At 56.3% G+C, this 19,785-nt stretch carries 10 protein-coding genes; 6 read left to right on the top strand and 4 right to left on the bottom strand.

All coding sequences use genetic code 11. From position 1 onward, the window contains the following. Positions 1 to 36: 36 nt before the first annotated feature. Entirely contained in the window at positions 37 to 1,086 is a 1,050-nt protein-coding gene (locus LOC70_RS13615) for a DUF1559 family PulG-like putative transporter (protein ID WP_390889044.1), read from the bottom strand. Positions 1,087 to 1,674: 588 nt separating this feature from the next. Here LOC70_RS13615 and rpmE point away from each other — a divergent pair. Genes rpmE through prmC form a run of 3 tightly spaced genes read left to right on the top strand, consistent with a single transcriptional unit; the run spans position 1,675 to position 3,894 of the window. After that, positions 1,675 to 1,920 (top strand): 50S ribosomal protein L31, encoded by a 246-nt coding sequence (gene rpmE / locus LOC70_RS13610; RefSeq protein WP_230254144.1) that lies wholly within the window; start codon positions 1,675 to 1,677, stop codon positions 1,918 to 1,920. Continuing rightward, positions 1,917 to 2,999 (top strand): peptide chain release factor 1, encoded by a 1,083-nt coding sequence (prfA, locus tag LOC70_RS13605; RefSeq protein WP_230254142.1) that lies wholly within the window; start codon positions 1,917 to 1,919, stop codon positions 2,997 to 2,999. Before rpmE ends, prfA begins: the two co-directional genes overlap by 4 nt. Positions 3,000 to 3,003: 4 nt before the next feature. Beyond that, entirely contained in the window at positions 3,004 to 3,894 is an 891-nt protein-coding gene (prmC, locus tag LOC70_RS13600) for a peptide chain release factor N(5)-glutamine methyltransferase (RefSeq protein ID WP_230254134.1), read from the top strand. 64 nt (positions 3,895 to 3,958) lie between these two features. Here the strand turns inward: prmC and LOC70_RS13595 are convergent, their stop codons facing one another. Further along, positions 3,959 to 5,776, bottom strand: a complete 1,818-nt coding sequence (locus LOC70_RS13595) for a TolC family protein (protein ID WP_390889069.1) — start codon at positions 5,774 to 5,776, stop codon at positions 3,959 to 3,961. Positions 5,777 to 6,189: 413 nt separating this feature from the next. Between LOC70_RS13595 and LOC70_RS13590 the strand changes: the two genes are divergently transcribed. The 3 genes from LOC70_RS13590 to LOC70_RS13580 are packed head-to-tail and all read left to right on the top strand — an operon-like array spanning position 6,190 to position 10,945. Then, on the top strand, positions 6,190 to 7,566 hold the full coding sequence (locus tag LOC70_RS13590; RefSeq protein ID WP_230254132.1) for a biotin/lipoyl-binding protein: 1,377 nt from the start codon (positions 6,190 to 6,192) through the stop codon (positions 7,564 to 7,566). After that, a complete protein-coding gene (locus tag LOC70_RS13585; protein ID WP_230254131.1) occupies positions 7,566 to 8,675 on the top strand; it encodes an efflux RND transporter periplasmic adaptor subunit in 1,110 nt (369 codons plus the stop codon). The genes LOC70_RS13590 and LOC70_RS13585 overlap by 1 nt, the downstream gene beginning before the upstream one ends. After that, a complete protein-coding gene (locus LOC70_RS13580; protein WP_230254130.1) occupies positions 8,672 to 10,945 on the top strand; it encodes an HlyD family efflux transporter periplasmic adaptor subunit in 2,274 nt (757 codons plus the stop codon). Before LOC70_RS13585 ends, LOC70_RS13580 begins: the two co-directional genes overlap by 4 nt. Before the next feature lie 31 nt (positions 10,946 to 10,976). Here the strand turns inward: LOC70_RS13580 and LOC70_RS13575 are convergent, their stop codons facing one another. Continuing rightward, positions 10,977 to 16,931 (bottom strand): WD40 repeat domain-containing serine/threonine-protein kinase, encoded by a 5,955-nt coding sequence (locus LOC70_RS13575; RefSeq protein ID WP_230254129.1) that lies wholly within the window; start codon positions 16,929 to 16,931, stop codon positions 10,977 to 10,979. Further along, positions 16,921 to 19,518: a hypothetical protein gene (locus LOC70_RS13570; RefSeq protein WP_230254128.1), complete on the bottom strand. Its 2,598-nt coding sequence runs from the start codon at positions 19,516 to 19,518 to the stop codon at positions 16,921 to 16,923. The genes LOC70_RS13575 and LOC70_RS13570 overlap by 11 nt, the downstream gene beginning before the upstream one ends. Positions 19,519 to 19,785: the final 267 nt, after the last annotated feature.

Genomic DNA, 19,785 nt, shown 5'->3' with positions numbered 1-19,785 from the left:
ACCCAAAACGAATCAGTCGTTAGGGAATGCCCGTTGCTAGGGAATCTCGATCACTTCGTGTCCGGCGCGAGTCGACATGGACTGCCACAGTTCCAGCTCCACTGAATCCGTGATGAAACGGACGGAACCATCGAGCAGCGAAACGTGGACGCCACCCTGGTGATAGCTGCGAGAAGTCACGGCCGCGTAGGTTCTCACGCCCGCAGGTGGCGATTTGCCTTCCCGCATGTTGGTGAAGTCGATGTCGTATTCGATTCCCGACACTTCACAGAGGACTTTCTTATTGGGCGAAAATGTGGTCGTGACACCGGCTTGATGCACCCGCCCGTCAATCCATTCCGTGTGTCCGGTCTCGGTTTTGAAATCACCTGCCAAAGCACAAACCTCATCCGTTGTGATTGGCATCGTCATCGTGCCCGAATGCTTGGCATCGCGAGCGTAGGGTGTCCAACCCTTCACTTCAGCCAACGCCAACGTGTTGCTGGTTCCGTCCAAGCAATCGCGGAACCCCAAATAACGTCCGGGCACAAACATCCCGTCGCCGACCTGATTGGTTCCCTCATCCAAGACGAACCAAACGCCTTCGTTGGTGGCGTAGTTCAGTTTGTAATACTTCGGCCCCGATGATCCGTAGCGAGGCTGGTCTCGTGGATCGCTCGGACACTGATAAGCCGCAACGCGGAACGACGAGGTCGGAATCTGCTCGCCATCAATCGTCATGTAGGACTCGCCATAATCGCGACTGAAGTCAACGCCATCAGACAACGCTGCTTCTTCTAGAAATGGCAGGATCCGAGCTTGCATCGACCATCCGGAACCTTGACCCGGATTGGTCCACGCCGGCGGCAGCTTCTTGTAAGCGGATTCGTAGTTGTGAACGGCGAGCGAGATCTGCTTCAGATTGTTCCCGCAACTCATTCGGCGAGCCGCCTCACGAGCTGCTTGGACGGCCGGCAGAAGCAACCCAACCAGGACACCAATGATAGCGATCACGACCAGCAGCTCCACCAAAGTAAAGCCGCGACGGGATACCGCCGACACAGAACGAAAACGTCGAGAGAGGTTCGCGGTTGAAACAGTGCGCACGCGCATGCAATTGTTCCCAAAATTCATTTTGCACGGAGAACAAGCATGGCTGGCGAGAGGGATCGACCGATAGTTGTCGAGTCGATCGTTCGTGAGAGTGAAGTTCGCCCGGAACAATCCGGTCCGACCCACTGCCATCACGAGCAACCTCGATTGGCTGGCTAGCTTTTGTAACAGGAGCAGGGAACTCTAATGCGACCGAGTCGCAGTATCAAACCCCTTTCCTCCCAAACGCTCAATTCGCTCCCCCTCCCTTTGAGGCAAACGAACCTGATGGGCTGAGCAGACCACCCGGCCTGGCGGAAGCAAAGGTTTCCAGTTTGACGTTTCGACCCAATACATGGCTTCGGACCGCGACTTTGCCACTTTCGATGACACGACCAGCGGCCCGATTCGATGGATTTCACGGCGAGAGCCGAAATCACCGTGATTAGGCGTCCAACGCTCGAATCCGATGCCGCTCACCCTTGAACTTTTTACCTCTCTTCACGTACCATCTGGGATTCGACCGACAGCGAATCGTATTGACCGACGGGACTGTCGAAACCAAACCGTCGTAACACCCTCACAGGTCCGAGTTAGAACGTCATGAAAGACGGCATTCACCCCAACTATCAAGAAACGACCGTCACCTGCGGTTGTGGCAGCACTTTCACCACTCGCAGCACCCGTCCTGAGCTGAAGATTGACATCTGCAGCGAGTGCCATCCGTTCTATACCGGCAAACTGAAATACGTCGACACCGCTGGCCGAATCGACAAGTTCCAGAAGAAATTTGCCGCTGGTACCTACGGTTCGCTGCAAAAGAAAAAGGCTAAGAAAGCCACCAAATGAGCGGATCGATCCGCGACATCCTCGAGGAAAAACTGGCCCGTTTCGAAAAACTCGAGCGGGACATGTCCGACCCCGATGTGCTGGCTGATGGCGCTCGCATGAGCGCCACGGCCCGCGAGCACGGGGGCCTGAATCGGCTGGCCAATCAATACCGCACGTTCAAACGTCTGACGGACGAGATCCATCAGTGCGTGACGATGGTCGATGAAGCCGAGGATGCCGAAGAACGCGAAATGGCAGAAACCGAGATGGACTCGCTCCGCAAAGAGCGAGAGACCATCTGGGAAGATCTGCTTTCACTCACCGTCGGTGGCGAAGATTCGCACCGCACGCGCTGTGTGATGGAAATCCGCGCCGGCACGGGTGGCGATGAAGCGGCCCTCTTCGCACGTGACCTGTACGAAATGTACACCCGCTATGCGGAAAAGGTCGGTTGGAAAACAGAAGTCATGGACGCGAGCCCCACAGAAATGGGCGGCTTCAAAGACATCACGATCACCCTCGAAGGTGACAACGTTTTCCGTGACCTGCAGTACGAATCCGGCGGTCACCGCGTGCAACGGGTTCCGGAAACCGAAACTCAGGGCCGAGTCCACACTTCCGCCGCCACCGTCGCGGTGATGCCAGAACCCGAAGATGTCGAAATCGATCTGAAACCTGACGACTACCGCAAGGATTTCTTCGGTGCGTCCGGGCCCGGTGGTCAGCACGTCAACAAGACCGACTCCGCCGTGCGATTGACGCACCACGAAACCGGGATCGTTGTCCAGTGCCAAGACGAAAAGAGCCAACATAAAAATTTGGCCAAGGCACTTCGGGTTTTGAAAGCTCGTATCTACGAAAAGAAACGAGAGGAAGAAGCAGCCAAACAAGCCGAGGCTCGCAAAGGATTGATCGGTTCCGGAGACCGCAGCCAACGGATTCGCACCTACAACTTCCCGCAAAATCGGTTGACCGATCACCGCATCAACCTAACGATCTACAAACTCGATCAAATCATCGCGGGTGATCTCAATCCTGTTACCGAAGCGTTGATCGAATATGATCGCGATCAACTCCGCGGCGACATGATTGACTAACTCTATGGCTGAAACCAGCAACGACACCCCATGGACCGTGATGCGGCTGTTGGAGTGGACCACCGACTTCTTTCGCAAAAAAGGCAGCGAGTCACCCCGGCTGGACGCGGAGATCCTGCTCGCTCACGCGAGAGGTTGCCAGCGGATCGAACTGTACACGCAGTTCGATCAAGTCCCCGAAGAAGAACAACGCGTCGCCTTTCGTGAACTTGTGCGACGCCGCGGCGAAGGAGCCCCCGTCGCTCAGTTGGTTGGCTACAAAGAGTTTTATTCGGTGTCGCTTCGCGTGGACGAAAATGTCTTGGTTCCTCGACCGGAAACCGAACACTTGGTGATCGAAGCCATCGATCAAATCAAAGCTCGGATGTCCGACCGCGATGCTCCCACCGTCTTGGACGTCGGCACAGGCAGTGGCGCGATTGCAATCGCCATCGCGAAATCACTTCCAAAGACAATCGTGACCGCCGTCGACATCAGCTTGGCTGCGTTGGACATCGCCAAATGGAACACCGAGAACCTGCAACTGTCCGAACGAATCACTCTGCTGCAAAGCGATCTGTTCGACGGACTGGCCCCGGATCAAACCTTCGACGTGATTTGCAGCAACCCGCCCTACATCAGCCAGTCCGAATACGACGAACTGCCCACCACGGTCCGTGAGTTCGAACCCAAAGGTGCCTTGCTGTCGGCACCGGATGGAACCGAGATCATCGCCAAGTTGCTCAACGAAGCCGCTGGCCGACTGAACGAAGCGGGCCAATTGATCATCGAGCTGAGCCCCATGATCGCCGGTGCCTGCAAACAACTTGCCGAACAAACCGGCAGCTACAGCGAGATCAGACTCATCAAAGACCTCGCCGGCCACGAACGCATCCTCACGATGCAAAAAGCCTGAGCCACTTCGCCGACGATCGATGTTCGATCCGCGTCTTACCGCGTGCTGCGTAGGAAACACTTTGTCACTCGGAAACGCTTGGAACGGCCTGAATTCCGTCGCCAAAAATTCCGACTTGGCAATTCTCAAGCAACGTGCCGGATTCGAAGTACACATTCTTTGCGGCAATCATGTACTCGGTCATTGCCAAGTGATAACGGGTCTGTGACTCGTTCAGTCGTCGCTGCGTGTCCAGCAGTTGCTCCAAACTGATGGGCAGGCCCGCCTTGCGATTGGCTTCCAACGCATCCAACGCATCTTTGGCCGCCAAATAGCGATTCAGGTTGGTTTCCATCTGGGCGTAGGCTCGATCCGTCTCGGCGATGACTGCCATCAAGTCATGCGTGATTTGTCGCTCTTGTTCGCGAAGCACCGAGCGTTCCCGAGCCACTTGGATCTTGGCATGTTGAACCGCCGCGTGAGCCTGGCGGAAACCAACGGGCAACCGAAACTCAACGCCAGCCTCATACTCTTGGTAGTCGCCCGTCCCCAATTCGTTGAATGCGGAATCGCTGCCCGCCAGATCTTTGCCCAAACCACGAAGCCGATACGTGGTGACCAAATCCAACGTGGGAAGCAAAAAGTTCTTGGCAGCAATCAGCTCCAACTCACGTCGCTTGATCAACAGCCGCTGCTGCTGAAGCTCGCTTCGCATTCGCAGCGCATCCACGGACAACGATTGCGTATCGAAAATCAATGGCGCCGAAAGTGGTTCGTCGATCGGACGAAGCAACTCGCCATCCGCCAGCGGCATTCCGATCAACAAACGCAACCGGCGTTCCGCAGCCAACACCCCCGTCACACCGGCGAAGGTTCCGCCGGAAGTTGAGTTGTCGACCTGGGTTCGTTGAATCAACTTCCCCGCGATGGCGTCCTGCAGTTCCGATTGAAACCGATAGTACTGCTCACGAGCCAAAGCCTCTGCCGAACCACCACGACGGTTGGATGCCTTTTGGGCATCGTAGCTACGCCACGTTTCCAAACTGCGATCCACCGCCTCTTGTTTGGCATCCACATCACGATACGCGAAGTACAAATCCCAATAGGCGTTGATCACATTGCTCAAATAGTCGCGTGCATCTTCGCGAAATTCAGCGTTTGAGATATCGCTGTTCGTCTTCGCAATCAAGACTCCGTTGTACACACCGGGAAGCGCCGCGGGACCGGCGATGCGGTTGAAGGCCAAACCGCCGCCTTGCAACAACGGCTGACGAACTTCCGCGTGCAACTGCGTTTGCCAAGCACTGGGAGTGAGATTCCCGGTGGCGTTGTTGGCGTCGTAATCGGTGATGCTACGCAAGCTGATTTGCGCGCCGGTTGCCGTTCGTTTGGACAACTGCAGGACGTAGTCATGAACGTCCTGTTTGAACGCGTTGGCTCCACCACCAAAGAATCGGTTGTTGAATCGTCGGTCGTTGTTCTGCCAAGTCCCCACCGCGGTCAGCTGAGCATCAAACGCGGACAGCGCGGCTTCCACGCCCAATTGAGGGTCGGTTTGTACCAAGCCGGGACTCTCATCCGTTGTGACCTGCTCCGGCGCGCGAAGCACCGTCGCGTTGAGATCTCGCAAGACCTCGCTACTGCTCATCGCTTGGTTCAACACCTGCTGCAGCGTCAGATCACGATAGGTCGCGGTGGCCAGATCGTCAGGCTGAAGCACCGTCAGAGGTTCGATCGCCGGAGTGACCAAGGATTCCGGCGGCGCTCCCGCATCGACCTTCGCCATCAATCGATCGACGTGGTCCGTGCGATTGCCAACCGTTTCCGGAATAGCTTGGGTAGCTCGACAACCGACCAGCAGCCCCAAACCACCGAGCAACAAGAATCCCGCTACCGCCGACAACCATTCAGCGCAGACCGCCCCCGTGGTCCGCCGGCCCTGACGCCGACGCCCCCACAAATGCTCGGTGATGAACCGATTCGCGGTCAACGTTTCCCCCTGCTTGTTGAATCATGCGGCCGAGGCTCTGGGACCTACGCGGCTCAGAAACCGCTGCGGTTCAGAAAACACCGTTCGGCAACATGAGCGCGCAGGCCGAACAATCGTCGCCCCCCGCACTACCGGCATTATTCGTCCGATCGGTGCATTGAGATTGAACGAAACTGCATCAATTGCCCCCGATGCAGTTTCACAACACCCGAGAAACTCAGACGAGAGACTTTCCACACGCTGGTTAAAATGCGAGATCGAATTTCACGATCCATCGGTGTTCGTTCCTTCGTCGGACATACAAAACGCCGGGACACAAACGCTTCATGACCTCCGTTCAGTTTCACACCGCGTCTTCAAAACAAGATGCGATGACACCGTATCAACTGTGTCATCACATCGCCGCTTGCACACGCGCTGACCGGGTTCTGTGGTTCTCCCAAATCAACGAGAGATGGCGTCCGATTGCGTCGTCCGTGCGATCCAGTGTTTCACTGGACTCCGGATTGGCTTGCGAATGGCAGCGAATCCTGGATGAGTTGGCCACTACCTCGGATTCCTCCAGCACCTCCTCGTTCAACCAACTTCTCGACGCCTACCGACGCGACAACGAAGTCAGCACGCTGTTGCTGTTGCCATTGCAGTCGAGTGACGCGAAGCAGACCGTTTCTTACCTGATTCTGGAAACGTTCCAGTCGCCCACCATCGTTGATTCGTCCGAATTACGGAGTGACTGGCAGACCATTGCACCGGAGGTTGCCACCTCCATCCAGCGAATCGTTGACACGCAAGATGACTCACTGAACTCACCACAACTCGGAACGTGGCGAAAAGCACTTCCGATTGCACTCGTATTGATCACCGCCGCGTTGTTCGTAATTCGAGTTCCCCTGCGGATCCCGGTGGAAGGCACGCTTCACCCGATCCAACAACAAAGAGTTTTCGCCCCAACCTCCGGACGCGTCGTTCAAGTCGATGTTGAGCAGCATCAATCGGTTGAAGCGGGCGATGTGCTGCTTCGACTTCAAAGCGACGAACTCGATCTGCAGTCCGAAATCATTCGTGGCAACCTCGCGACGGCAAAGGCAGAATTGGCGGCACGACGCACCGTGCGTTCCGACCGAAGCACACGATCGACCAGCCTCTCTCCATCTTGCTCCGCATCAGAATCTTCCACCAACGAACTGGTGCTGAAAGAGAGAATCGCTTCACTCGAAAAGCAACAACAGTTCATTCAGCGCATCCAAGCGTCGATGATCATCCGAGCTGAATCTAGAGGAACCGTTCACCGATGGGACGAGGAGAAATCACTGCTCGGCCGTGATGTCTTCCAAGGCCAATGGTTGCTCGACGTGGTCAATGTCGATTCGGGAGTTCAGGCGAGGCTGCATCTCCCGGAGCGACACCTGCACTACATCCTGCACGCTCAATCACAAAAAAAACCACTTGTTAGCCAGCTTCAATTGCGGTCTCAACCTGACGTTGCTTGGTCGTCTGAAATCGAACAAGTGGCGTCGGTTGTGACTGTCAACGAAGCTGGCAACCCCACGATTGCGATGTTGGCTGCGGCAAACATTTCCTCGGGTGATTTCGAACAGACTCTACTTGGGGCAACGGTTGTCGGCGACGTCCACGCCGGTGACAGTAGCCTCGCGTTCATGCTCTTTCGTCCCTTCTTTGAGTCGCTGGAGGAACTTTGGTGATGTTTCGTTGGACCTTTTGCATCGCACTGCTGTACCTTCCGACTTGGGTCTTCGCTGAGGACAATCCCACTTCAGCACGACCAGCGATTTGGTTGGAAGGATTGGTCGTCACGCCCGCTCAATCCGGTTCCGCCGTGGCCATTCAAAGCGGACGTCTGCAGGAGCTTCTTGTTGGCGAAGGCGACGTTGTTGCCAAGGGTGATCTCATCGCGAAGCTGGATGATGCGGTGGCATCGATTCAGCTTCGTTCGGCGAAACAAGAACTAGCCATTCTTCAGTTCAAGCAGCGACAAACCCTTGCGATGGACGCCGCTCAGGCATCGCTCGATTCCCAACGCCTGGCGGCCAAAAAACACGCCGCCGAACAGTCGATTCACCAACGGATTGCGGAGAACAAAAATCGAGTTCTTGCGGCAGAGAAGGCCGAAGCAGTCGCCAAGAACGAATGGTCACGAGCCATCAACGCAAAAGAAGAATTTGCCGACGCGGTGTCACAATCCGAAATCGATCAACTGAAGCTGGCCTACGAACAACGCATGTTGGAAACCAAACAAGCCGTCTTTGATCAAGAAGTCCACCGTCTCCAGCAATCCGTGGATGCGATCGAAAAAGAGACCTTGGACAATGAAGTTTATGCCGCCGAAGTGGCGTTGAAGCAGGCGGAAGCGGACCAAACCGTCGCGAAACTTCAACTGGACCTGCAAGCCGAACGCACCGAACTGGCACAAACACAGGTCGAACAACTGCATTTGCAATCACCTTTGCCCGGTGTCGTGGTGGACCTCACTCATCGGGTTGGCGACTGGATCCCGTCGGGCGAAGCCGTCGCGAGGATCGTTCACTTGGACCGTCTTCGTGTGGAAGGCTTTCTGCCTGCAAAATGGATTTCCACCCTTCAGCAATCGACCACACCCACGTTGATGCTGGAACTCCCCAGCGGCGAAACCCTGACACGCAAGGGTGAATCGCTCTTCATCAGCCCGGAAGTGGATCCACTCACCAAGGAGACTCGTTTTTGGGTGGAGTTCGACAACTCAAATGGTGAAGTTCTGCCGGGTGCTTCCGCCAAACTGCAACTGCCGACCGGCAAAGGCGACTCCTCACCATGAGTGCGCCGCTCGCTCAAGCCACCCGCTTTCGGTTACGACCGGATCTGATTTGCCGACCCATCCAAATCGGTCGAACGATCCGGTGGGTGATTCGCGATCCTTTTCGATCCAAGCGAAAGGGTGAACGCCCAGCGGATGAACAATGGATGCTGGACGAAGAGGAACTTGCCATCCTGCAAAGTTTCGATGGCAAGCGAAGCGTTGACGAAGCTTACAAGCACTGCCGGAGATTACTGGCACCGAGTTTGTTGGCTCGCGACAGCTTCCGCCACTTCGTCGCCGATGCGGATCGACATGGATGGCTCGATGCGGGAAGAGATCCAGGGCAGTTGGAAGTTGGTGGAGGGAAGGCCGCAGGCTGGCAGCCTGCGTTACGGGATGCGGCGAGCCGGCAAGCCGAGGCACAACAAACATCAGGCTGGCAATCCGCGCGTCGCTGGGGCCGCAGACTGGGCAACCCATTCGCGATCCGAATTCCTTTGATTGATCCTGATCCGTGGCTGACTTGGGTGGTGCATCGCCTCACGCCCTTCGTGAGACCCTACCGTCGTCTGTTGGTTGCAATCGCTGTCGGATGGCTATCGTTGTCCGGCGTCGTCCTGGTGACGCACTGGGAACGGTTGTGGATGGGAATGCAGCAAACCGTCCTCGACTTTTCGACCAGTTGGCATTGGCTCGGCTTCGTGGTCCTGGTTTCGACAGCGAAAGTCTTTCACGAATTGGCTCATGCGTTCGCGTGCAAAGCCTTCGGCGGTCGCTGCAACGAAATGGGAATCATGCTGCTATTCGGAATCCCTTGTTTGTATTGCGACGTGTCCGACGCTTGGCTGTTTCGGCAACCGTGGAAACGCATGTTGGTTTCGGGAGCCGGAATACTAGCAGAGATCGGTATCAGCACCGTGGCGTTGCTGGCTTGGTCGTTGGCCATGCCGGGATTCCCGAGAGACATTCTTTGTTTGTTGATCGTCATCACCTCCGTCAACACGTTGATCCTTAATGGCAATCCGCTGATGCGCTATGACGGCTATTACTTGCTGTCGGATGCGATCGGTGTGCCGAACTTGGCATCGCGTTCCCGAGCCGGGCTGCAGCGACGATTGCGAAGCCTGATCTGGGGAATCAAGGCGTTGCAACAAGATGACGAGCAAATCCCGGCGTTGGAACTCAACGATTCCAGATCGCTTGGAATGGTTGGCTATGCTCTTCTCAGCGGCCTCTATCGGCTGGTCGTCTTTGGTGGTCTCGCTTGGTTCTTGCTGGGACAATTGGGTTCGATCGGTGCCAAGCTACTGGCAATCACCAGTATTTTTGCGATCTGCGCATTCATCGGCCGGCGATGGTTGTCGGCCGTGTTGCAGGCGCCCATCAATAGCCAATCCAAAACGCCGAAGTGGCGTCCGGCGTTGATGATCTCCAGTTTTTGTCTGGCGGCGGCAGCGTTGGGTTTTGTCCCCCTTCCAAATTCCATCCGCGGCACCGCATCGCTGCAGCCCATTCAGCAGACCGAAATTATCGTTACTTCCGAAGGACAACTGAATCACGTCCGTTCCGCCGAAACGAAAATCGCGAAAGATGAATTGATCGCGGAACTGACCAACTGGAAAGCTTCACTCAAAGAGCTGCAATTGGAAGGAGAAATCGCTGAGCTTCGAGCCACACTTCAAGGCCAACGCATTCACCGAGTGGTCCAAACTGAGGTTCCCACATCGACGCTCACGCTGCCGACACTGGAAACCGCGTTGCGATCCAAACAGCAGCAACTGGCGACGCTTCGAACAGAAAACGAGCGACGTCAGTTGGTCGCCCCTCATGCCGGGCGTCTGGTGACTTCTCCGCTTCGCCACACAACACTGAACGAGCGAACCTTCTCTCAAATCAGTTGGTCGGGACACCCAACTGATCCGATCAACCGCGGAGCCTGGATGCCAACCGGCACTTCACTGTGCCGCATTGTCGGTGACAAAGGTCACCGCGTCGAAATGCAGGTTCCCGCCACCGACATCGGCCAAGTCCGCGTCGGGCAAACTGCCCGATTCCAAATATTCACAGGAAGAACCGCCCAGGCCAGCGTTTCAAACGTGGCCAGCCAACCGGATCAAGAGTCAGGGAACTATCTGGTTACCTTGCAACTCAACTCCGACAATGCGCTGATGGATGTGCAACCTCCCATGAACGCATCCGTCAAAGCGACCATTGATGGCACGCCAATGTCGGTTTGGAAGCGCGTCACCCGATGGTTCGCCAGCAACTTTCGACTCAATCAAAGTTGACTCCCGCAGGAATCGCGACCCGATCGCGAATTCAGTTGGGCGAATCGGCGGACGTCGCGGGCCATAACCGAACCGAACCATCTTCCGAAGCGGTCACCAACAGATCCCCGTCGGATGTCAGATCCATCGCGGACAATGGGCCTCCCTCATCCCGCAACTCCAGCAGCACACGTCCGCGAGACTTGTTCTCTGACGAGCCTTCGGCGATCGCAGGATCCCAAACTCGCACCGAACGATCGCGACTGGCGGTTAGAATTCGGATGGGGTTCAACTGAACCACCGCGTCCACGATGGGTTCCGCGTGACCAACGAACTCGATGGGGGTATTCACACCGGACTGGCCCGCATCGTTCTCTCGCGAAGGCATCCGCCACAACCGAGCCACCTTGTCGTCACCCCCAACCACGACCCACTGCCCGTCCTTCGAGAATCGACCAACATTCAACTTTCCGACCGATGGGTCAGCCAGCAAAACAGTCTGTTCATCGGACTCCAAATCCAACAAGGCCGCCGTTCCTCGGTGCGTCGTCGCGAGAACCGTTTTCGCGTCCGGCGAGACATCCAGCGAAGTGATCCCGCCCGCTAACAGCGGGTCCTGCCATTGACGCACCTGCTGAAATTCACCGTTTGACTCGTCAAAATCCCAAACTCGAATCGCGGAGTCATCGCCGCCGGTTACAAAACGAAAACCGTGGGTGGGAACCAACGCGACCGCTCGAATGGTTCCCTCGTGGGGTGACTCAAGCTTGCCGACGGTTTTGCCCGTTGTTGCATTCCAAATTTTGACGCTGCGACTGGCAGTGATCACACGTTGATCGTGCGAAGCAAAAGCGGCCCGAGTCACCGCACCGTGGGCGCGGTAGCTCATACGATGCGATTGAGTCGCTTCATCCCACAGAAAAGCGGAGTTCCCGTGCATCGTCAGAAAACGTTCGTTGGGTAGCGACGAAACGGCGCCGCACGCCCCCAGTTGGCCGGGCAATTCAAATGCGGCGATTCGCTTGGCCGAACCAACGTCGCCCGACAGGTCAAACGTCTCGACTCGAGCGAGATCCTCACCGACGGGAGTCACGGCCACTCGAAGTCGCTTGGCTTCGCCATTCCAAGACACACTGTTCAGCAGCGGACGTCCTCCGTATGCATTGGTGTCGCCTTTCTGCACGACCTGCTTCACCAACGATTGCCGCCGATCGTTTGCCAAATCCCACCAAACGACTTGGGTCTCGACCGAATCGACCCGCTGCGACTCCTCCACGGTGATGGCTTGATCGCCGGACGGAGACAACACAACGGAGTTGATCGCACCTTCGCCACTGAGACGCTCGTCCCAACGTTGCGACTCCACATCCCAACGCATCAGACTCTGGTTGTCCGATCCAATCCAAAGACTTCGCCCATCGCTCGCGAACGCCGCGGCGTTGATGCGGGAACCCAACAGATCGTCGATTGGATCGCCGTGTGGTTCGCCCGTTCGCAAATCCCAAATGCGTCCGCGTCCGGCACGATCGCCGCTGAACAACCAACGATTGTCGGACGAAATCGCAAGTGCAGCGACGGATTCCTCATGCCCCTTCCATTGATATCGCAAGCGTGGACTCGCGGTCGCCCCCGCATCCAATTCCCAAACCAGCACGTCGGCGTCCGGCGAACTGGCTCCGGTTGCGATCCACTTTCCGTCTTCGGAAAGTGCCAACACATCATTCAGTCCCGTGCCGCGAAGGGTTCCAATTTCAGTCCCGCGATCCAAATCCCAAAGACGAACAATCGCGTCTGCATTGCCCAAGAACAATCGGCGATGCAGTGGATCCACACGCATCGACATCGCTCCGAAAGCCGTCCCCTCCACCAAGGAATCTTGAACCGAGTCCTCTTCGTTTGGCGTGATGGTCAGTTGTTCGAGAAAGCCATTGCGGTGGGGGTCGATCGTCAGAATCCGAGCGGTGTGATCGCGGCTTGAGGTCACAACTCGTTGACCATCGGAACTGAACCGAGCCGACCAAATTTCGTCATCGTGAGCGATAGCTCGCAAGGGATCCTCGTCACCGCCTTCGTTGACGAACTCCGCGTCCACTCGTGAAATGAAATCGCTTGACGCTTGTGGAGCTTGGTCGGTGTCAAGCGATCCGGTCGCTGCGTCCCAATAACGAAGCGAAGGATCGTCGCCCAACGACAAGACATCGCCTGTTGTCCCTGGCAACAACACCGCCGAACGCACCGCTCCGCCATGGCCTCGCAACACACGTTCGCATTCCCATCGCCCCATGGTCGGATGATCGCCGCCATCCACCGACCGCCAAACCTTGGCGAGGTAGTCATTGCCCGCGCTTACCAACTGCCCCGACGCCTCGTCGTATCGAATGTCGCGAACACCGCCGGTGTGCACGACCGGAGTTTCCATTTCAGCGTTTTTGGTAACGCCCAATCTTTGTTGTGAGGAAGCGGTGGTTGTCTCCTGTCGAGACGTCAAACTTTGAACCGCGTTTTGAATGGTCCGCGTTGGATCGCTCTCCTTCAAATCACTCGCGTTCCAGCTCCACACTTTGCCCGCGGTGTCTCCGCTGGCTAGCATCGGGACTTCCTCATCGTCACCCACTTCGAACCACACTGCGATCGCCGACACTTCTGACTCATGCTTCGCGAATCGGCCTTGTCGGATCGCGGGCTCGGTCGAGTCGAGTTCGGCTTTCCAAACATCCACGCGTCCTCTTCCCGCCTCATTCACAGCGGACGCGAACCACAACTCGTCCGCATTCACCGCTCCATCCACCTGCTCCACCGGGCCGACGTGCCAGTGTGGTGTGAACCGAGGATCGATTGTTGAGCGGTCCGGGTCGTATCGCCAAACTCGAACCGTCCGATCGCTGGACGCCGACAACAAATGACGGTCCCCGGCGCACACCAAGTCGTTGACCGGCCCATCGTGCGATGGCAACGACTGCAAGCGTTGCGAAAGATCACGCGACCACAATTCAATCTTTCCGTCCAGCGTTCCCAACACGATTCGTTCGCCCGAGGACATTACGGCGGCAGACGTCACAAGTGACGATTCCGGGTGTTTCCAATCCATCGCCGACACATCGATCCGCGAACCTTTCACTTGGACCGTGGACACGCCACCGTTCTCGTCAACCAAAACCCCGAAATGCTCGGGCTCGATCAATTGGCCAGACACCACGTCCGATGGTTGCTTCGTGGTCGACAACGCCAGCATGGAAGCGACTCGAGGTAGCCTCACCACCTCGGCTGCCTGGTTCGCCGTCGCTTGCAGCCAACGCAATTCCCAAGGCAACGACTGCTGCGGGTGTTTTGCACGATGTTCGGCAATCAGTTCTTCCAAGATGCGCCGAGCATCCGCGAATTCGTTGCGATCCACGCGGGCCTTGGCCAGACCAACGCGAGACACGTACGATTCGTATTCAGCCTCGGCTTGAGCCAAACGAGCGGCTTCCGCATTTTGCTTCGCCTCATCCGCGTTGCGTTCTGCCTCAATTGCATTTCGCTCCGCCAGCTTCCCGTTCGCGATCGCCTTCGCCTCGTTTCGTTTCGCCTCCTCCGCATTTTGCCTTGCTTCCGCCGCGTTGAGTTTCGCTATCCTTGCGTTCTCCTTCGCGGTCGCCTCATTCTCGGCAGCCCGCTTGGCATTCGCTTTGGCCTCTTGTTCCTTCTCTCTGGCCAACTCCAGGTTGGCGTTTGCCTGGGAAAGATTTTCTTCTGCCCGATTCTTTTCCGCTTCGGCACGTTCGTACTCAGCCGTCACTTCTTCCGCTAAACGAGTCGCTTTGCGTTCTTTGGCATTGATCGTCACTAAAGCAAACGCACCTCCGACGAAGATGAACAGCAACATCGCTGCGGCGGCACGTTTCAGTAGCGTGAATCGCGATTCTCGCTTCTTGCGATCTTGTATCGCGAGTTCCAACTTTTCCGCGAGCGATTGATGCTCCGGCGTCGAGTGCAGCAGTTCTCCCTTGGGCTTCAGCAGTGACAACCCAAGGTCAAAGTCTTTGTTGCCGTAGGCGGCTTCCGCGTGAGCCAAGCGTGCATTGGCGATTCCTTCGCGCGCCTTCTGGTTCCCATCCCATAAATGCAGGGCTTCTTCGAATCCAAACGTCGCCCGAGAAAAGGATGTGTACGCAAGAGTTTCTTCAGCACTTGCCAAATCGTCCGCGGCGCGGGATGCCAAAGCGATGCTTTCCGAATGCGATCGATATTCGCGAATCGCATCTTGGAACTCCGGCACACTGGCGTAGCGATCCTCCGGTCGCGTCGCCATGGCTTTGCGAGCGATCCGCAGCAACTCGCCTTCGTACCGCGAATCGACATCGCGAATTTCGTTGTTGGCAACGGCTCGCAAACAGTCTCGTACGTTTTTGGCATGGTGCGGTGCCTTGCCGGTGACGATCATGAACAGCGTCGCCCCGAGCAGATACACATCCGAAGCTGGGCCGATCGATTCCAACGGTCCCGTCGCCATTTCAGGCGACATGAAGGAAGGCGTCCCGCCGAGACCTTTGGCGGGAGTGATCGAGTTCAGTTTTTCGAACTGAGGCGTCGCCAAGGCGATCCCCCAATCCATCACCATCACGACACCAAAGTCACCGAGCATCACGTTTTCGGGTTTGATGTCCCGGTGGATGATCCCGCGGGTGTGAGCAAACGCGATCGCATCCGCCACCTTGATCAGAATCTCAAGATTCTCGTCGCGAGACTTCTCTTGGATCACCTTGTTCCATGGTGTGCCGACCACTCGCTTCATCGCGTAGAACAAAGTGTTCTCGCCCGTGACGGCCACGTCGTGGATGGGAACGATGTTGGGGTGATCCAAATCGCCGGTGATGACCGCCTCCGTCAAAAACTGCTGACGACGACTGTTCTCGGTGTCCTTCAGTCTTCCTTGCTGCTGCAGCTTTGCTCGCTTCTGATCATCCAGTGGCTTGATGATTTTGACGGCAATCAATCGATCCAAGGATCCCTGCCGAGCGACGAAGACATTGCCCATGCCGCCCTCGCCCAACAACCGCACCAAGCGATAGTCAGACGCTTCGGTTTCGCTTTGCTGAGGCGTGGTGACTTGACGACCACGCAGCGGCAACGCTGACCCAACCACCGCCGACTCGAACGCGGAAAACGTATTCGCGGCGTCGGCTCCCGTGTGGAATTCTTGAGAAAGTTTGGACCAGTAGCTGACGTCCTCTTCGGACAATTCTCGTGGGTTGATGGTTTGGCTGATGTTCGCGTCTGTCAGAACGGTTCCATCATTCGTACCGATCGTCGCATCGAGAGCAATGCCATCACCGGTCACGATCGTTTCATCAATGACCGTCGCATCGTCTCTATTCACATCGTCCTGAAGAACAGTGCCTTCGTCTTCCAAGAGCGTCGCGTCTTCGTCAAAAACAGTGTTAGCTTCTTCCAGGGCGATGCCGTCTTCTAGATCCGCATCTCCTTCTAAAACAGTGCCCCCATCGAAAACCGTGCCTTCGTTTTCAATCACGGTTGCATCGGGATCCAGTGTTTCTCCGAGCAAAGTGTCGTCACGCACGGTCAAGTTCGCGTCGGCAACGGTTGCGTGCGATGCATCGACCGTTTGGTCCAACTCGACCAGGGTTGCATCGGGATCGTTGATCGTTTGTTCCGTCTCGACAACGGTGGCGTTGGGATCCTCGTCCGAACCAGACGGCGGCGAGTCTTCACGAACGGTTTGATCTAAATCCAACGCAGTCGCATCCGGATCGAAACCGTCTTCCAACACGGTTGCGTCGGTTTCCTCCAGTGTGCGATTGGGATCGCTCTCCGTTCCCTTCGCAACAGCGTCTTCCTCAACGGTCGCATCCAAATCATCTTGCTGAATCGTTTCCGACAAACGACCGCCAGACTCTTCATGCAGATCGCCGGTCTCCTCCACCGTCTCATCCAGATCGAAACGATTCTCGGTTGCAGATTCATCCAAAGGAGACGGATCTTTCTCAAACTCGTCGTCATTCGCCATGAGTCGCCTCCTTGTTCAAACCCTTTGGTGGAATGCGTTTGATTTCGTCTTCGTCGAGCGTGGCGGGAGATTGTTGTGGCAACGCTTCCAAATCGCTTTGTTCGCGGACGACCTCGGACTCGGTCTCTGACGTTTCGCGATTGTTGAGTTCTTCCAAATCCAACGTCTTCAACCGCAGCGTGCCGGCTTCTAAATCATCGCCCGTTTGGATTGGTTTTCCGTCTCGCAGCTCCACATTCAAAATGGTGCGTTCATCCGATTCACCAGCAACGTATTGAATTTCATACTTGCCGTCGGGCAGCTCAGAAAACAATTGTTGCAGCGTTTGATTGTCGAGTGCTCGGTCGGGCAAACGCACTGGATCAATCAAATCACCCACCCTTGGATCTGGCGAAAGAGCGCGTAGCTGAAAGAATTCTTCGCGGATGGAGGATGGACTGGAGGTTGATTCGGAAGTTTCAAATACGACTTGGCTGATCGTGGTTGTGGTCAACGGAACCACGGGTGTGACGGGATCGATTGGCTCAGGGATCACATCGCGAACCGGAAGGAAGGCGAGCGGCACATTGACTCGAGGGATGACGAAGAATGCCGCACCGGATTCCAAAACGGGCCCCGTGGCATCAAAAGTATTGGGATTGTCGGTCGAAGAGATCAGTCCACCAGCGACCGTTTGTGCCACCGCTTCACCATTCACGTCAGGCTGAGTGATCGTGTCGCCCAGAACCACGATGGACTCATGATGCTGAACCGCGAAACGAACGTTCAGCGGGTCGGTCGCGCTGCCGCGTCCATTCAACGTGGAACTTAGAATGTCTTCTTCGGTGTAAACGTGGCTGACACTGGCGGTTTGAAAGGAACCCGGAAGATCATCAACTCGTTGGAAGCGTTCTGTTTCCGCTCCCCAATCGATGATCAACGTCAAACCGTTTTCACCCTCGACACCAACGTTGACAGACAAAATCCCCTCGGCGTCGTTCTCCGCGAATTGCGACAGGATGTTCGTGCGAATCGAATCGTGCTGGTAGAACGCTTCGGTCACCTCATTCGGACCTGGCGCGACGGGAGGTGCCGCTGGACGAGGCGGCAAGTCGGGGTTGGGCGGAACCAAGTCCTCCGGGTCCAACTCGGGACGTGGCGTGAACTGCCTTGCGATGCCGACGCCACCCCCTGTGTTGATTTCAAATCGATTTCCAAACGCGATGGCTGGCGCAGACAACGTCACCGCTCCGGCTTCGATGGACGAAGCCTGAATCTGAACATCATCCGTGGTTCTCAGGCCAACCGCAGACGTCAATCGCACCTGACCATTGGTTCCACTGGCAATGATCTCGGGGTCCAAGCTCCTATCCGGTCCATCATCACTGGGATCGTCATCCACCACAACCAATTCGCCATCGGCGTGAATGTCGACCGATCCATTTCCAGCAAACACGTACTCCACGATCACATCAGCGTCGTTGCGGACCCAGACGGAACCTTGATTCACCACCACGCTTTCAAGCGTGACCGTTTGACCACCCACCTGTTCCAACCGGTAGTCGCCCGAGTTCAGCTCGACTCGCGACACAATCGACTCACCGGCCGACAACGATTTCAAATTGACTTCGCCATCGCCAACGATGACATCCAGCTGATCGACGGACTGCAATTCCAAGACGCGAATGTCGCCGATTCCACCTACCGCTTCCAAGCGAAGTTCTTCGGCTATAAAGTCCGCCAACTCATCATCGGTCCAGTCATTGATCGACGCGGCAGACAACTCGATGCGTCCTCGCCCCGCATCGATCTGATCGATCAAAGTCGCGGTTTCACTCGAAAGCCGAACGTCCGCCCCGGAGGTCGTGACGCCAACGATGCCAAATTGGTTGGCCGGTTGATCCAACACCACGCCGGCGTCCGCTTGTATGTCCACACGATCCCACTGCAAGGAGGTGCCAGGCAACTGCGTCACCGAACCAGCCGTGGAGATTTCTACGTTGGGTGCCGTCCAGTCTGATTCAAACACCACATCATTCGTTACGTCATTCAGTTGCACGTCACCCAGTGCTTCCACCGGGACCTCACCCAAGTCGACGCTTCCCACACCGTTGGTGGTCAAACTTTGCAATGCGATTTCAGACAACCCGAGTTCAGGCAACAACTCGAACGAGGTTCGAACATCACCGTCGACCTGAGTGGTTTCGGCTGCGATGTTGACTTGATTTCCGATCGTTGTCGGTGCGAGAACCTCAACATAGACCGAGTCGTTCCCAATCCCTCCGTGGATGGTGGTATCCAACGCATCAGGAAGTCGAAGCCGCAACGAATCATTGCCGCCACCCAGGTCGACTCGCAGATGTCCGTTTGGGATTTCATCCACACCGATGGAGTCCACTCGAATGTCGTTGCCAAACGCATCCTGGCCGATCGTGATTGGAATGACGCCCGTGACGCTGTCGATAAATTGCAATCGGTCGTCGTTGGTGATCACGGATTCGATCGAGTCCGCTCCCGCATCGCCTTGAACGAACAAATCGCCCAGAGCGGTCAGCTCCGCGGTGGCGTTCAACACCACTCGCCGCTCCAAAGATCGGATGCGTGGCACAATCTTTTTCGGACGTGAGGCGGCGTTGATCCTGGTACGAGGTCGACGCGTCCAAGAGCTCCATTTCGACATCAATTTGGACTTCGAAAAATGCATGGAGCTGACAGAAAGAAATGCAAAATCAAAAACGTTTTCACCCGTCTTGGAGCAGGGAAACATTCTAGTTCCCCTGGGCGATAAGAACATTCAAAAGCATCGTTGACGCAAAGTCTTCGCCGCTGGCGTCCATTCCGCCACAGCGTCGGCCCAGCGGGCCACGTCAAAATG

Source organism: Rhodopirellula halodulae (genome assembly GCF_020966775.1).
Classification (GTDB): Bacteria; Planctomycetota; Planctomycetia; order Pirellulales; family Pirellulaceae; genus Rhodopirellula; species Rhodopirellula halodulae.
This window is presented reverse-complemented; position numbering and strand designations above follow the sequence as displayed.

Coding starts and splice junctions, on each gene's coding strand:
- LOC70_RS13585 (WP_230254131.1), top strand. CDS start 7,566: ATGTTTCGTTGGACCTTTTGCATCGCACTGCTGTACCTTCCGACTTGG.
- prfA (WP_230254142.1), top strand. CDS start 1,917: ATGAGCGGATCGATCCGCGACATCCTCGAGGAAAAACTGGCCCGTTTC.
- rpmE (WP_230254144.1), top strand. CDS start 1,675: ATGAAAGACGGCATTCACCCCAACTATCAAGAAACGACCGTCACCTGC.
- LOC70_RS13580 (WP_230254130.1), top strand. CDS start 8,672: ATGAGTGCGCCGCTCGCTCAAGCCACCCGCTTTCGGTTACGACCGGAT.
- LOC70_RS13575 (WP_230254129.1), bottom strand. CDS start 16,931: ATGGCGAATGACGACGAGTTTGAGAAAGATCCGTCTCCTTTGGATGAA.
- LOC70_RS13590 (WP_230254132.1), top strand. CDS start 6,190: ATGACCTCCGTTCAGTTTCACACCGCGTCTTCAAAACAAGATGCGATG.
- prmC (WP_230254134.1), top strand. CDS start 3,004: ATGGCTGAAACCAGCAACGACACCCCATGGACCGTGATGCGGCTGTTG.